Below are 13,987 nucleotides of genomic sequence, written 5' to 3'. Positions count from 1 at the left end.
AGTCCTTATCAGTTGAGGCCGCGCACGGAGGAGATGAACTGCTTCAGTTCCGTGGTCTGCGGGTTGGCGAACAGCGTTTTGCTGTCGCCCTGCTCCCAGACTTTCCCCTGGTGCATAAACACCACGCGGTCGCCCACTTCGCGGGCAAAATTCATTTCATGGGTAACCAGTATGAGCGTCATCCCCTCGGCCGCCAGCTGCTCCAGCACTTTGAGCACTTCGCCCACCAGCTCCGGATCCAGCGCGGAGGTGATCTCGTCGCAGAGTAACACTTTCGGCGACATCGCCAGCGCGCGGGCAATCGCCACGCGCTGCTGCTGGCCGCCGGAGAGGCTCGACGGGTAGTAATCCAGACGATCGCCGAGGCCAACCTTCTCCAGCATCTGCTGCGCCAGCGCCCGGCATTCGGCGGCGCTTTTCTTCAGCACCCGACGCGGGGCGAGCATCACGTTCTCCAGCGCCGTCATGTGCGGGAACAGGTTGAAGCTCTGGAACACCATCCCGACCGAGCGGCTGATTTCACGCGCCTGGGAATCCCGATCGGTAATGGTCATGCCGCCCAGCTTGATGCTGCCGTCCTGATAGCCTTCCAGTCCGTTGATGCAGCGCAGCAGCGTGCTTTTGCCCGATCCGCTGCGCCCGATAATGGAGATCACCTGGCCCATGTCGATATCCAGATCGACGCCCTTGAGCACGTGGTTATCGCCGTAGTACTTCTGCACCTGATTAATGGTGATGAGAGGCATTGAATTTCGTCTCCAGATAGCGGCTGTAGCGCGACAGCGGATAGCACAGAATAAAGTAGCCGAGCGCCACCAGCGCAAAGACCTTAAACGGCTGATAGGTCACGTTGGTCAGCATGGTCCCGGCCTTGGTCAGCTCGATAAAGCCGATAATCGACGCCAGCGCGGTGCCTTTGATCACCTGCACGGCAAAGCCGACCGTCGGCGCAATGCCGATGCGCAGCGCCTGCGGGACGACCACGCGAAACAGGGTCTGGCCAAAGGTCAGCCCCAGACAGCGCGACGCTTCCCACTGCCCTTTTGGCAAGGCGAGAATACTGCCAAACCAGATGTCGAGCAGAAACGCGCTGGTGTAGAAGGTTAACGCCAGCGAGGCGGCGGTCCACGGCGAGACGTCGATGCCGAACAGCGCCACGCCAAAGAAGGCCAGGAACAGCTGCATCAGCAGCGGCGTGCCCTGAAACAGCTCAATATAGCCGCGAATAATGCGCTTCACCGTGCGCCCGCCCGTCAGGCGCAGCAGCAGGAGCGGCAGCGTCACCGCCGCCCCGCCGACAAACGCCACCAGCGACAGCAGCACCGTCCAGCGCCCGGCCAGCAGCAGATTGCGAATAATGTCCCAGTCGGTAAAGGTGGTCATCATGCCTGCACCCCCAGCCATTTCCGTCCTGCCGCCATCATCAGCTGGCGCAGGGTAATAGACAGCGCTAAGTAAATCCCGGTTGTCACCAGATAGACCTCAAAGCTTAAAAACGTTCTGGACTGGATCAGGTTGGCGGCGAAGGTCAGCTCTTCATAGGAGACCTGCGACACCACCGACGAGCCGAGCATCACGATGATGCACTGGCTCACCAGCGCCGGGTAGATGCGCTGCAGCGCGGGCGGCAGCACCACGCGAATAAAGGTCTGCAGGCGGGTCAGCCCCAGCACGCGACCGGCCTCCCACTGCCCTTTCGGCGTGACCTGAATGCCCGCGCGAATAATCTCGGTGCTGTAGGCGCCCAGGTTCACCACCATGGCCAGCAGTGCCGCTTCCCCCGCCGTCATCTTCAGCCCCAGATTCGGCAGGCCGAAGACGATGAAAAATAGCTGCACCACAAACGGCGTGTTGCGGATAATTTCCACGTATGCGCCCCAGATGCGGCTGAACCAGGTCGTGCGTCCGCTGCGGATCGCCGCCCCGAAAATCCCCGTTGCCAGCCCGCCGACGGTGGCCATCACCGTCAGCTGAACGGTGACCCACATCCCGGCCAGCAGCTCCGGCCAGTGCGGCCAGAGGGCTGAAAAATCAAGTTGCTCAGTCATCGGCTCAGGCGCCAAGGTTTGCCGGCAGCGGGGCCTTCAGCCATTGCTCAGACAGGCCGTTCAGCGTGCCGTCCTTGATGCCCTGCTCAATCAGCGCATCCACTTTTGCCTTCAGGGCCGGTTCGTTCTTCTTCAGGCCAATAAAGCACGGCGAGTCTTTCAGCATAAAGCTCGGCACCGGGGCTTTCGCCGCGTTCTGGCGCGAAATGGCCGCCACCACGAGGTTGCCGGTCGCCACGTACTGCACCTGTCCGGAGAGGTAAGCGGAGAGCGTAGTGTTGTTGTCTTCGTAGCGCTTCACCTCCGCGTCTTTCGGCGCCAGGCCGGTCAGCACCATGTCCTCCACCGCCCCGCGCGTCACGCCGATGGTTTTTCCGCTGAGCGCGGCGGCATCCTTCAGTTCAGCCCCTTTCGGACCAAACACGCCGAGGAAGAACGGCGCGTAGGCGCGGCTGAAGTCGATTACCTTCTCGCGCTCCGGGTTTTTACCGAGGCTGGAAATGACCAGGTCCACCTTGTCGGTTTGCAGGTACGGCACGCGGTTGGCGCTGGTCACCGGCACCAGCTGCAGCTTGAGCTTCATCTGTTGGGCCAGGTAGCGCGCCATATCGATGTCGTAGCCCTGCGGCTGCAGATCGGTCCCCACCGAGCCAAACGGCGGGAAGTCCTGCGGCACGGCAATGCGAATGGTGCCGCGCTTCTCGATATCCTGAAGCTGGTCAGCCTTTGCCGGCAGCTGTGTGAAGAGGCATGCGGCCCCGGCCAGTGCAATCAACAATTTTTTCATGGTGCTTCCCCGTAACGTTAACATGAAACAAAAGATTCTTTGAATGTGATTTTGCAACTAATGTGCCAGATAAGGCGAAGCGGGGAATTTTCTCTTAAAGCCTGATAAAACGTGGACGGGGCGAAAATACTCTCTATTTTCGCCCCGTTCAATTGCACCATTTCAATGCAAAGCACCAGCCTGATGCCCCATTATCGCTGTTCGAGTTCGTCCAGCTGCTGGTAGAGGGAGGCAATCTCGTGAATGCGCGGACGGCCTTTATCGAGAATTTCATGCAGGAAGGCGTTCGCCAGCAGGTTGATCAGACTGTTGACCGAGGAGTAGCTGTCATAGGCCGAGACGCTGTCCAGCGGGGCGCAGAGCTGCCAGCTCGCCAGCGGGAACAGGCTGTGCGCCTGCGGCTCGCACATCAGCAGCACCGGAATACCGCTGCTCTGAAGCTGCTGCATCAGCGGGCGGATAATGCGCGGGCGGCGGCGGAAGGCCATCATCACCACCAGATCGTCCGGCGTTAAATCCACCAGCTCCTCGCCCAGGCTCTGCCCCGGCTGCGGCAGGACCAGCACCTGACCGCGCGCCTGCAGCAGCTGCTGGCGCAGGTGCAGCGCCGCCGGATAGGCGTTACGCATGCCGATAATGACGATGCGCCGCGCCTTAACCATGCAGGCCATGGCGTCGGCAAACTGCTGCGCGTCGAGGGCATTGACCCACTGGGTCAGGTTCGCCATCTCCTGCTTATAGTGACGCGCCAGCAGCGTATTGCCCTGCACCGCATCGCGGTTATCGGTGAGCGGCATCCCGCTCTGGCGCAGGGTGCGCAGCTCGTCGCGCATGTCTTTATATTTCTCATAGCCCAGACGCTTAAACAGACGGCTGACCGTGGCTTTCGACACCCCACTCAGCTGCGCCAGCTCGGCGCTGTTGTAGCTAATGAGATCGTCAAAATGGTCGAAAATAAAGTCCGCCACCCGCTGCTCCTGCGGCGACAGCGACGGGTACTGTGCTTTCAGACGTTCATCCAGTTGTTCCATAGCGCCTCTGTAACTTTTGTTTCATCACATTTTGCCTTTCATTCTACCTTTCATTATACGTGCCAGTTTACTGAAACTTTTCTTTCAGAACTGGAACAGCTTTTGCAGCACCTTGTGACCTTCAGGGTTACGAGGATTCCTCATGCAAAGTAATGTCTCCACACACGGTATGGCGGTTGCGCCCCACCACCTCGCCAGCCAGAGCGCGCTGGCCGTGCTGCGCGAAGGCGGCAACGCGATAGAGGCAATGGTCGCGGCGGCGGCCACCATCGCCGTGGTTTACCCACATATGAACGGGCTGGGCGGCGATGGCTTCTGGCTTATCGTGCCGCCGGAAGGCGAACCTGTCGCCATTGATGCCAGCGGCGCGGCGGGATCGCGCGCGACGCTGGCCGCCTACGACGGGCTCACGCAGATCCCCCATCGCGGCCCCCGTGCGGCGCTAACCGTCGCTGGCACGGTGAGCGGCTGGGACGAGGCGCTGAAGGTCTCGCGCGAGATGACCGACAGGGCGCTGCCGCTGGCTCGCCTGCTGGCCGACGCCATTGACTATGCGCAAAACGGCACGCCGGTCACGGCCTCTCAGGCCCACGCCACGGCCAGTAAATTCGACGAGCTGAAGGATGTTCCCGGCTTCGCGGAAACCTGGCTGGTGGACGGCAAGCCGCCGCAGGTCGGGAGCCGTTTTTATCAGCCCGCCATGGCCACGACCCTCACGCGCCTGGTGGAGGACGGCCTGGACAGCTTTTATCGCGGCCCGCTGGCGGAAGTCCTGGCGCGCGGCATGGAGACGCTGGATCTCCCCGTGACGCTGGCCGATCTCAACGCCCACGCCGCCCGACGCACCGCGCCGCTGAAGCTGCAGCATCAGCAGGGGGAGATCTTTAACCACGCCCCGCCGACGCAGGGGCTGGTCTCGCTGGCGATACTCGGCATTACCGACCGCCTGAATATGGCGGAAGCCGACGACGCCGAAACCCTTCACCGCATTGTTGAAGCCACCAAGCTGGCCTTTGGCCTGCGGGATGCCCACATCACCGACCCGCGCGCGCTGAAAACCGATATTCAGGGTCTGCTGGATCCCGCCGCCCTGCAGGCGCTTGCCGACAGGGTTGACGACGGCCGCGCCGCGCCGTGGGGAGCCGGCAAAGGCCCCGGCGATACGGTGTGGATGGGGGTAATGGATAAAAGCGGGCTCGCCGTGTCGTTTATCCAGAGTATCTATCACGAGTTCGGCAGCGGCGTGGTGCTGCCCGATACCGGCATCGTCTGGCAGAACCGGGGCGCATCGTTCAGTCTCGATCCCGCCCATCTTCTGGCCCTCGCGCCGGGCAAACAGCCGTTCCACACCCTGAACCCGGCGGCGGCGCGTTTGAAGGACGGTCGCGTGATGGTCTACGGATCGATGGGCGGCGACGGGCAGCCGCAAACCCAGGCCGCGCTCTTTACCCGCTACGTTGTTCAGGGCGTCCCCCTGCAGGAGAGCATCACCCGCCCGCGCTGGCTGCTGGGACGTACCTGGGGACAAACCTCGGACACCTTAAAGCTTGAAGGGCGTTTTTCACCCGAGACGGTCGCGCGCCTGCAGGTACTCGGTCACGAGGTGGAGCTTTTCCCTGACTTTAGTGAAGCCATGGGCCACGCGGGTGCCATTGTTCGCCACCCCAACGGGCTGTTCGAAGGGGCATTTGACCCGCGCAGCAACGGCGCGACCGCCGGATTCTGAGGAGAAAAAAATGACGATACACCAACCCGACTGGCAGGCCTATCTGGCGCAAATGGAAACCGTACTCGGCGTTGAGCTGGATGACGCCCGGCGCGCCGAGCTGCAGCTGCAGTTCAGCCGCATTGCCAGCATGGCCGCCCCGCTGATGGCGCTGCCGCTCGACGACCGTCTGGAGATTGCAGGAGTGTATAAAGCATGAGGCTACACGAGATGAGTATCGGCGCGATCCAGCATGCGCTGAACGCAGGCGAGCTGAGCGCGAGCGAGATTGCCCGCCAGACGCTGGAGGGGATTGCGCGCGTTAACCCGCAGATCAACGCCTGGACCGCCGTGACGGAAGCACGCATGCTCGCCGAAGCCGAGAACATCGACACTCTGCGCCGCGAGAAGCGCCCTCTGCCGCCGCTGGCGGGCGTGCCCTACGCGGTGAAAAACCTGTTCGACGTTGCCGGCCACACCACTCTCGCCGGGGCCGAGCTGTTCAGCCAGCGCCCTGCTGCCGCCGCTGACAGTTTCGCGGTGCGCCAGCTGCGCAGCGCGGGCGGGCTGCTGACCGGGATGGTGAATATGGACGCCTACGCCTACGGCTTTACCACCGAAAACAGCCACTACGGCACGACGCGTAACCCGCACGACCAGGCGCGGATTGCGGGTGGTTCGTCCGGCGGCTCAGCCGCCGCCGTGGCCGCCGGGCTGGTGCACTTCTCGCTCGGCACCGACACCAACGGCTCAATTCGCGTTCCGGCCTCCCTGTGCGGCATCTATGGCCTGAAGCCCACCTTTGGCCGCCTGTCGCGATCCGGCAGCCATCCGTTTGTCGCAAGCCTGGATCATATCGGCCCCTTTGCCCGCCGCGTGTGCGACCTGGCGTCCGTGTACGACGCGCTGCAGGGGCGGGACAGCAGCGACGGTTTTCAGGCAGAGAGCTCCCGCGAGCAGACGCGCCCCCTGCTCGATCGCGGGCTTGACGGCCTGCGCTGCGCGGTGCTCGGCGGCTACTTCACCACCTGGTGCGACACGGACGCCAGAGACGCCGTGGCGCGGGTGGCGAAGGCGCTCGACGTGCAGGATGAGCTGCAGTTCCCGGACGCCGAGCTGGCGCGCTCTGCGGCGTTTATCATCAGCGCCTCGGAAGGGGGAAACCAGTACCTGCCCGCGCTTCGCCGCGAGCCCGAGCGCTTTGAGCCGCACTCCCGCGAACGCCTGCTGGCCGGGGCGATGATCCCCTCCGCCTGGTACATTCAGGCCCAGCGGTTTCGCGCTCACGCCCGGCAGGCGTTTAAAACCCTGTTCGCGCAGGCCGACGTGCTGATCGCCCCGGCCACCCCGCGCAGCGCCACGCTGGCGGGCGAGCAGACCATGGAAATTAACGGTCAGCTGCTGCCCATTCGCGCCAGCATGGGGATGCTGACTCAGCCAATTTCGTTTTTGGGCCTACCCGTGACCACCGTTCCGCTGCGTACCGCGCAGGGTGCGCCTATCGGCCTGCAACTGATTGCCGCGCCGTTTAACGAGCAGGCCTGCCTGCGCGTCGCGCGGGTTCTGGAGGAGAGCGGCATCACCGATGCCCGTCCGGCGGAGATAGCAGCATGATGAATCACGATGATATTAACCTCCCGTGGGTGGTTGCCGAGGTGACGGCCGCGTTTTACCGCTATGAGGACGCGCTGGTGAGCAACAACGTTGCGGTGCTGGACGAGCTGTTCTGGCACGACAAAAACACGGTGCGGCTGGGGGCGGGTGAAAACCTGTACGGGATTGATGAAATCCGCGCCTTTCGTGCGGCGCGCCCCGCCGCCGGGCTGCAGCGGACGCTGCGCCACACCGTCATCACCACCTTCGGAGAGGATTATGCCGTGTGCAGCACCGAGTTTACACGGGAGAGCACGGAACGCATTGGCCGCCAGCAGCAGACGTGGGTACGGTTTGCCTATGGGTGGCGGATCGTGGCAGCGCAGGTGAGTTTGATGTCGTAGGCCGGGTAAGGCGCAGCCGCCACCCGGCAAAACACGGCTCAATTACTTCTGAAACGGATGCACCTCCCGCCAGTGGTCGGCAATCTGCTGGCGGGTACAGACCCACACCCGCTCGTGCTGCTGCACATAATCCAGGAACCGCTGCAGCGCGCGAAAACGCCCCGGTCGCCCCAGCAGGCGGCAGTGCATGCCGATGGACATCATCTTCGGGGCGCTTTCCCCCTCTTCGTACAGCACGTCAAAACTGTCCTTCAGGTACGTATAAAACTGCTCGGCGGTGTTAAACCCCTGAGCGGTGGCGAAGCGCATGTCGTTCGCATCCAGCGTATAGGGCACAATCAGGTGCGGTTTGCGGGCGCCGTCGCCGCAGACCACTTCCGTCCAGAAGGGCAAATCGTCGCCGTAGTAGTCGCTGTCGTAGTCGAAGCCGCCGTGCTCCACCACCAGCTGGCGGGTGTTGGGACTGTCGCGCCCGGTGTACCAGCCCGTCGGCGGCTTGCCGAACAGGTCGGTCAGCACCTGTACCGCTTTGTGCAGGTGTTCGCGCTCCTGTTGGATATCCATGTGCTGATAGTGGATCCAGCGCCAGCCGTGGCTGACCACGTCGTAATCAGCCGCCTTGATTGCCTCGACGATCTCCGGGTGACGCGCCAGCGCCATCGCCACGCCGAAGACCGTCAGCGGCAGGCCGCGTTTCTCAAATTCATTGTGGATCCGCCAGAACCCGGCGCGGCTGCCGTATTCGTAGAGGGAGTCCATCGACATGTGTCTGTCCGGGTAGCTGGCCGCGCCGATGATGTCCGACAGGAACTGCTCGGAACCGGCATCGCCGTGCAGAACGTGGTTTTCCGCCCCTTCTTCGTAATTGAGCACAAACTGCACGGCGATGCGCGCCTGATTCGGCCACCGCGCGTGCGGCGGGTTGCCCGCGTAGCCGCGCAGATCCCGCGGATAATCCTGTTCGAAATGCCCCATTGCCACCCCCAAAAATTAAAATGAATTCAATGCCTGAAAATGCCCGCTTAACGCTTTGTTCTCCGGGAACGCCAGATCCCCGTGCTTGCTGGTCGACAACCCCAGCGCCACCAGCGATTCCACCATCTTCACCGCCGCGCTGACACCGTCGATCACCGGCACGCGCAGCTCGCGGGTCAGCTCCTGCGCCAGCGTCGCCATGCCGCCGCAGCCCAGCACGATGGCGCCGCAGCCGTCCTCTTTCAGCGCCTGTATACAGCGCGCGCGCACTTTTTCCTGCGCCAGACCGCTACCGTCTTCCAGCGCCAGTACCGGAAGGTCGATGGCGTGCAGCGCCGCGCAATGGTCCTGAAAGCCATACTGGTGCAGCAGATGACGGGCAATAATCAGCGTGCGCGGCAGCGTGGTGACCACCGAAAAGCGCGTCGCGACCAGCGTCGCCATATGCATAGCGGCTTCGGCGATGCCGATAACCGGCCCCTGCGCCAGCTCGCGCGCCGCCAGCAGGCCCGGATCGCCAAAGCAGGCGATCACGTGACCGTTCACGCCCTGCTCCCTGCCTTTTTTGATCTGCTCCAGGACACCAACGGCGGCGATGGCCTCATCAAAGTGGCCTTCTATAGACGGCACGCCCGCGCTCGGGCAGACCGCGAGGATCTCCGTCCCGGGGGCTGCCACCGCGCGGGCCGCCGCGCCGATGGTTTCCGTCATCGCGAGGCTGGTGTTGGGGTTGATCACTTGTATACAGACAGACATTACGACTCCTTGTGGCCGGCAAACAGCCGGGCAAAATCAGGCAGGCACTCGCCCGCCCGCTCGAAGCAGAGGCTGGCGACAATATGTTCAAAATGGTGCATTAGGGCATCGCTTAATGGCTCAAGCGCTTTCTGGCGCAGCAGATCCACCAGCTTTTCGTGATCGTTGCAGCGGCAACCCTGACGCCACGGCGCGCCCCAGGTGGCGATCACCAGCGACGAGCGCTGGCTCAGGCCGGTCACCATCTCAGTGAGTACCTGGTTGCCGGAGATGGCCTGCAGCTGAATGTGGAAATTGGCGGAGTGGCGAATCGCCGCCGGACCGTCATAGGCCTCGTGCGCCTGCTGTTCCTGGCGAATAATGGTCTCCAGCGCGGCAAGATGCGGCGGCTGGCAGTGCGCCAGCACGTCCGGCAGGTTGGCGACCTCCAGCAGGGCGCGGGTGCGAAAGATGTGCTGCGCCTCTTCCACCGTCGGGCTGGCGACGTGTGCACCACGCTTGGGCGTCAGGGTGACCATTTGCACAGCGGCGAGTCGTTGAAGCACCTTGCGGATGCCCGTGCGGCTCACGCCAAAGACCTCGGCCAGCGCCTCTTCCGGCAGTTTGCTCCCCGGCAGCAGCTGGTGTTCGACAATCGCGGTCATCAGCGCCTGAAAGATCGATTCGTCTTTGTCATGCAGGTCTGGCGCGGTCTGCAGGGCGTTTATGTTGTTCATTTACCACTCCGAATTTTACTTTCCGTTATCGAATCGTATACATAAAAATAAAATATTGCATACAAGATTTATTATTTTGGCCTGGATCCTGCAACACCGTTTGCACTCCCACTTAACGGGTTTTCATTCACAGGAGCAGGTTTCATGCCAAACAGTCAAAACGCGCAGCAGGGTACGGCCGCTGATTCCGGTGCAGTTTACAGCCCACGTCTTTGCAATGAGGATCTGGCACCGACGCGTGACCAGAACTGGAGCTGGTACAACATCTTTTCGTTCTGGATGTCGGACGTTCACAGCATGGGGGGTTATGTTGTCGCCGCGAGCTTCTTTACGCTCGGGCTGGCAAGCTGGCAGGTGCTGCTCTGCCTGCTGGTGGGGATTTGCATCGTGCAGCTGTGCGCCAACCTGGTGGCCAAACCGAGCCAGATGGCGGGCGTGCCCTACGCGGTGATCAGCCGTCAGGCGTTTGGCGTCTTCGGGGCCAATATTCCAGCGGTGATCCGCGGGCTTATCGCCTTTGCGTGGTACGGGATTCAGACCTATCTCGCCGCCAACGCGCTGATGCTGGTGGCGCTGAAGTTCTGGCCGTCGCTCTCTTCGCTCACCACCGGCGCGTTCCTGGGCCTGTCGCATCTGGGCTGGATCTGCTTTGCCATTATGTGGGTCCTGCAGGCGATGGTCTTCTGGCACGGCATGAGCGCCATCAAGCGCTTTATTGATATCGCCGGTCCGGCGGTCTATGTGGTGATGCTGGCCCTCGCCGGCTGGATTGTATACAAGACCGGTTTTGACGGGATCTCCTTTACCCTCGCCAGCAAATCCCTGAGCGCGGGCGAGCAGACCTGGCAGATGATCACCGCCACGGCGCTGGTGGTCTCCTACTTCTCTGGCCCGCTGCTCAACTTTGGTGATTTCTCCCGCTACGGCAAAAGCATGGGTGAGATCCGCCGCGGCAACCGCTGGGGGCTGCCGTTTAACTTCCTGCTGTTCTCCATCGTCACCGTGGTGATTGTCTCCGGCACCCAGTCGCTGTTTGGCCGCATGATCACCGACCCGATTGAGACCGTCAGCCGCGTGGGCAACGATCTGGCCGTGGCGATTGGCCTGCTGACGATGATCACCGCCACCATCGGGATCAACATCGTGGCGAACTTCGTCTCGCCGGCATTTGATTTCTCGAACTGCTCGCCGCAGAAGATCAGCTTCCGCACCGGGGGCATGATTGCCGCCGTCGGCTCGATCCTGCTCACCCCGTGGAACCTGTTCAACTCGCCGGAGCTTATCCACTACACCCTGGACGTGCTCGGGGCGTTTATCGGCCCGCTGTTCGGCATTCTGATTGCCGACTTCTACCTGATTAAGCGCGGCAAGGTGTCGGTCGACGATCTGTTCGACGACACGCCAAAGGGCAAATACTGGTACCGCAACGGCTTTAACCCGAAAGCCATTGGGGCGCTGATCCCGTCCGTTGCCGTGGGCCTGATCATCAGCTTTATCCCGGCCCTGCATGAGGTGGCGAACTTCAGCTGGTTTATCGGCGTCTTCCTGGGCGGCGTCACCTACCGCTGGCTGGCGCGGGAAGAGCGCGAGACGGCAGGCGCGACGTCGTTCAGCTCCCGCGTGGCGACGCAAAAAGAGTAACCCCTCCCTCCGGCCGCAGCGTATCTGCGGCCCGTTCATTCTGGCACCGTTCTTGCTGAGCCTTCTTACCCCCGCTACGCAAACACGAAGGCAGGAACCATGATGGAATACCAGACTGCGATACGCGGTGCATTTTTTGATATTGCCCGGGTCTGCGACAGCGCAGACGCTATTGCCGAGCACGCGCGCTACCTTGAGGACGGACTGCTGTTTATCCAGAATGGAAAAATTCTGGCACAGATGCCGTGGCAGGAGGGCGAGCAGTATCTTGACCCGCACATAGGCTATACCGACCTGCGCGGCAGGCTGCTGCTGCCCGGTTTTGTTGACACCCACGTCCACTATCCGCAAACGGAGATGATCGGCGCCTTCGGCGAACAGCTGCTGGAGTGGCTGACCACCTACACCTTCCCGGTGGAGAGCCAGTTTTCCGATGAAGCCTACGCGAAAGAGATCGCCGAATTTTTCATACAGCAGCTGGTGAGCAACGGCACCACCACCGCACTGGTGTTTTGCACGCTGCATCCGGAATCGGTCGAGGCGCTGTTTACCGAGGCCCTGCGCCTGAACATGCGCCTTATCGCCGGAAAGGTGATGATGGACAGACACACGCCGGACTACCTGAGTGAAGACGCGAAGCAGAGCTACCGACAGACGCGGGCGCTGATCCAGCGCTGGCATCACCGTGGACGCCTGGGCTACGCCATTACGCCGCGCTTTGCCCCGACCTCATCCCCCGAGCTGCTTGCGGCGGTCAGCCTGCTCAGAGAGGAGTTTCCGGATACCTGGCTGCAGACCCATCTGAGCGAAAACCCCAACGAAGTGGCCTGGGTAAGCGACCTCTGGCCGGAGCACGAGCGCTATCTGGACGTGTATCACCACTACGGCCTGACCGGCGAGCGCAGCGTGTTTGCCCACGCGATTCACCTTCACCACAGCGAGTGGCAGTGCCTGCATGACACCGGCTCGGCGGTGGCGTTTTGCCCCACCTCTAACCTGTTTCTCGGCAGCGGGCTGTTTCGCCTGCCCGCCTGCTGGCAGCACAGGGTGCGGATGGGCATCGGCACCGACGTCGGGGCGGGCACGACCTTCAGCATGCTGCGCACCCTGGGGGAAGCCTACAAGGTGGGCCAGCTTCAGAGCTACCGCCTGCGCGCCAGCGAGGCCTTTTATCACGCCACGCTGGGCGGCGCGCACGCTCTCCGGCTGGACGATAAGATTGGCAACTTCACGCCCGGCAAAGAGGCGGATTTCGTGGTTATCGACCCCGACGTAACGCCGCTGCAGCGCCTGCGCAATCGCCGCTGTCAGGATATCTACGAGCAGCTCTTTGTGCTGATGACCCTCGGCGACGAGCGCAACATCAGCGAGACCTGGGTCAACGGCGAGCGGGTATGGTCAACTGCCCCGGTAGGTTGACCACCCGCCGGGCGCAATCACAAACGGCAGATGAAAATGCTCGTCTGCCGTTTCTCCCGTCACAAAATCAATTTGCGCGCAGGGGTAGAGCGTGTCGCGACCGGTTTCGCGAAACCACGCGCCGATCTCCGCCACCAGCCGATAGTGGCCCGCGGGCAGAGAGGGAACGAACGCGGCGATGCGCCCCTGGGCGTTGGTCACCCCCGTGGCCAGCGTCTTCCCGTCCTGTTGCAGATGAACCGTTACGCCCTCTGCGGGTTTGCCCGTCGAAATATCAAGAATATGGGTGCTGAGTGTGCTCATTCGCTAATGACTCCTTCCAGCCGTAGCAGCGTAATTTCCCGCAGCTGTTCCAGCGCGGCACGGATTTCCTGCGCGTCACTGTTTTCCAGCCGCGCGTGCAGGGCCTGTAATATCTCCTCGCCGCTGCGGCCCTTCGCGCGGATCAGAAAGACGCGCCCAAAGCGGGCCTCGTAGCGGGCATTGCCTTCACGCAGCGCCTGCGCAAGGGCGGCATCGCGATCGTTCACCGCTCCCTGCTCCTGCCGCGACAGCGCCGCCTCCGCCCGCCCGCCCGCGGGCTTTTCCCCGATGCGCGGATGGGCGCTCAATGCTTGCGTTAATGCTGCTTCATCCCAGCGTTGCGCCAGGGCCTGCGCCGCAATGAACAAGGCTTCCCGGCTCGAATAAGGCCGTCCGTCAACCAACGCGTCGGCCCAGCCGGGTATCGCCACGCAGGGCTGAAGCAGCGTAAGAGCGTCTTTCTCAGGAAGCTGATTGAAGTCGTGCAGTGCGATCATAGGTTCTCCTTGATTATCCTCCTCCGGCTTATTGCACAAACTACGCCACTCTTGAAGCAGACGTGAAACAGTCGATTCCGGATGGCTGACCAGGAAATTTTTGATTCAAAAA

Annotated in this window: 15 protein-coding genes and 1 pseudogene; 6 read left to right on the top strand and 10 right to left on the bottom strand. The window is 62.3% G+C overall.

Going from position 1 to position 13,987, the window contains the following annotated elements; translation table 11 throughout:
- Nucleotides 1–8 precede the first annotated feature (8 nt).
- The 5 genes from AC4IC4_RS08000 to hpxU all read right to left on the bottom strand — a co-directional run bounded on the left by AC4IC4_RS08000 (nt 9) and on the right by hpxU (nt 3,866).
- Complete coding sequence (locus AC4IC4_RS08000; RefSeq protein ID WP_023327069.1) at nt 9–746, bottom strand: amino acid ABC transporter ATP-binding protein; 738 nt, start codon at nt 744–746, stop codon at nt 9–11.
- Nucleotides 727–1,383 carry an amino acid ABC transporter permease gene (locus AC4IC4_RS07995; RefSeq protein ID WP_491472803.1) on the bottom strand — a complete coding sequence of 219 codons (657 nt, stop codon included), beginning with the start codon at nt 1,381–1,383 and terminating at the stop codon, nt 727–729. Before AC4IC4_RS07995 ends, AC4IC4_RS08000 begins: the two co-directional genes overlap by 20 nt.
- On the bottom strand, nt 1,383–2,048 hold the full coding sequence (locus tag AC4IC4_RS07990) for an amino acid ABC transporter permease (RefSeq protein WP_491472519.1): 666 nt from the start codon (nt 2,046–2,048) through the stop codon (nt 1,383–1,385). The genes AC4IC4_RS07995 and AC4IC4_RS07990 overlap by 1 nt, the downstream gene beginning before the upstream one ends.
- 4 nt (nt 2,049–2,052) lie before the next feature.
- Nucleotides 2,053–2,835, bottom strand: coding sequence for a transporter substrate-binding domain-containing protein (locus tag AC4IC4_RS07985; RefSeq protein WP_491472518.1), 783 nt, complete (start codon nt 2,833–2,835; stop codon nt 2,053–2,055).
- Nucleotides 2,836–3,026: 191 nt separating this feature from the next.
- The gene (gene hpxU, locus AC4IC4_RS07980; protein ID WP_023311063.1) at nt 3,027–3,866 is read right to left on the bottom strand and encodes a MurR/RpiR family transcriptional regulator HpxU; all 840 of its coding nucleotides are present in this window, start codon (nt 3,864–3,866) and stop codon (nt 3,027–3,029) included.
- Nucleotides 3,867–4,008: 142 nt separating this feature from the next.
- On the opposite strand from hpxU, the gene hpxW reads away from it, so the two are divergent.
- Genes hpxW through hpxZ form a run of 4 tightly spaced genes read left to right on the top strand, consistent with a single transcriptional unit; the run spans nt 4,009 to nt 7,568 of the window.
- Entirely contained in the window at nt 4,009–5,592 is a 1,584-nt protein-coding gene (hpxW, locus tag AC4IC4_RS07975) for an oxamate amidohydrolase (protein ID WP_491472517.1), read from the top strand.
- A gap of 10 nt (nt 5,593–5,602) precedes the next feature.
- The gene (gene hpxX / locus AC4IC4_RS07970) at nt 5,603–5,791 is read left to right on the top strand and encodes an oxalurate catabolism protein HpxX (RefSeq protein WP_491472516.1); all 189 of its coding nucleotides are present in this window, start codon (nt 5,603–5,605) and stop codon (nt 5,789–5,791) included.
- Entirely contained in the window at nt 5,788–7,185 is a 1,398-nt protein-coding gene (locus AC4IC4_RS07965) for an AtzE family amidohydrolase (RefSeq protein WP_491472515.1), read from the top strand. The genes hpxX and AC4IC4_RS07965 overlap by 4 nt, the downstream gene beginning before the upstream one ends.
- On the top strand, nt 7,182–7,568 hold the full coding sequence (gene hpxZ, locus AC4IC4_RS07960) for an oxalurate catabolism protein HpxZ (protein WP_032649007.1): 387 nt from the start codon (nt 7,182–7,184) through the stop codon (nt 7,566–7,568). The genes AC4IC4_RS07965 and hpxZ overlap by 4 nt, the downstream gene beginning before the upstream one ends.
- A gap of 42 nt (nt 7,569–7,610) precedes the next feature.
- On the opposite strand, the gene puuE is transcribed toward hpxZ, so the two are convergent.
- The 3 genes and pseudogenes from puuE to AC4IC4_RS07945 form a co-directional block, all read right to left on the bottom strand.
- Nucleotides 7,611–8,543: an allantoinase PuuE gene (puuE, locus tag AC4IC4_RS07955; protein ID WP_491472514.1), complete on the bottom strand. Its 933-nt coding sequence runs from the start codon at nt 8,541–8,543 to the stop codon at nt 7,611–7,613.
- A pseudogene (locus tag AC4IC4_RS07950) lies at nt 8,431–9,299 on the bottom strand (aspartate/glutamate racemase family protein); the annotation flags it as partial. The gene puuE and the pseudogene AC4IC4_RS07950, both read right to left, overlap by 113 nt.
- Nucleotides 9,299–10,015 carry a GntR family transcriptional regulator gene (locus tag AC4IC4_RS07945; RefSeq protein WP_491472513.1) on the bottom strand — a complete coding sequence of 239 codons (717 nt, stop codon included), beginning with the start codon at nt 10,013–10,015 and terminating at the stop codon, nt 9,299–9,301. The pseudogene AC4IC4_RS07950 and the gene AC4IC4_RS07945, both read right to left, overlap by 1 nt.
- A gap of 144 nt (nt 10,016–10,159) precedes the next feature.
- Here AC4IC4_RS07945 and AC4IC4_RS07940 point away from each other — a divergent pair, with 144 nt between their 5' ends.
- Together AC4IC4_RS07940 and guaD are read left to right on the top strand one after the other, a co-directional pair.
- Nucleotides 10,160–11,656, top strand: a complete 1,497-nt coding sequence (locus AC4IC4_RS07940; protein WP_061715586.1) for an NCS1 family nucleobase:cation symporter-1 — start codon at nt 10,160–10,162, stop codon at nt 11,654–11,656.
- A 102-nt stretch (nt 11,657–11,758) separates the two neighbouring features.
- Complete coding sequence (gene guaD / locus AC4IC4_RS07935; RefSeq protein WP_491472512.1) at nt 11,759–13,075, top strand: guanine deaminase; 1,317 nt, start codon at nt 11,759–11,761, stop codon at nt 13,073–13,075.
- Here the strand turns inward: guaD and uraH are convergent.
- Together uraH and uraD are read right to left on the bottom strand one after the other, a co-directional pair.
- On the bottom strand, nt 13,055–13,378 hold the full coding sequence (gene uraH / locus AC4IC4_RS07930) for a hydroxyisourate hydrolase (protein WP_024908242.1): 324 nt from the start codon (nt 13,376–13,378) through the stop codon (nt 13,055–13,057). The genes guaD and uraH overlap by 21 nt on opposite strands.
- Entirely contained in the window at nt 13,375–13,875 is a 501-nt protein-coding gene (gene uraD / locus AC4IC4_RS07925; RefSeq protein WP_491472511.1) for a 2-oxo-4-hydroxy-4-carboxy-5-ureidoimidazoline decarboxylase, read from the bottom strand. Before uraD ends, uraH begins: the two co-directional genes overlap by 4 nt.
- Between the last annotated feature and the right edge of the window lie 112 nt (nt 13,876–13,987).

This window comes from Enterobacter sp. Taxon_2 (assembly GCF_058355295.1).
This window is presented reverse-complemented; position numbering and strand designations above follow the sequence as displayed.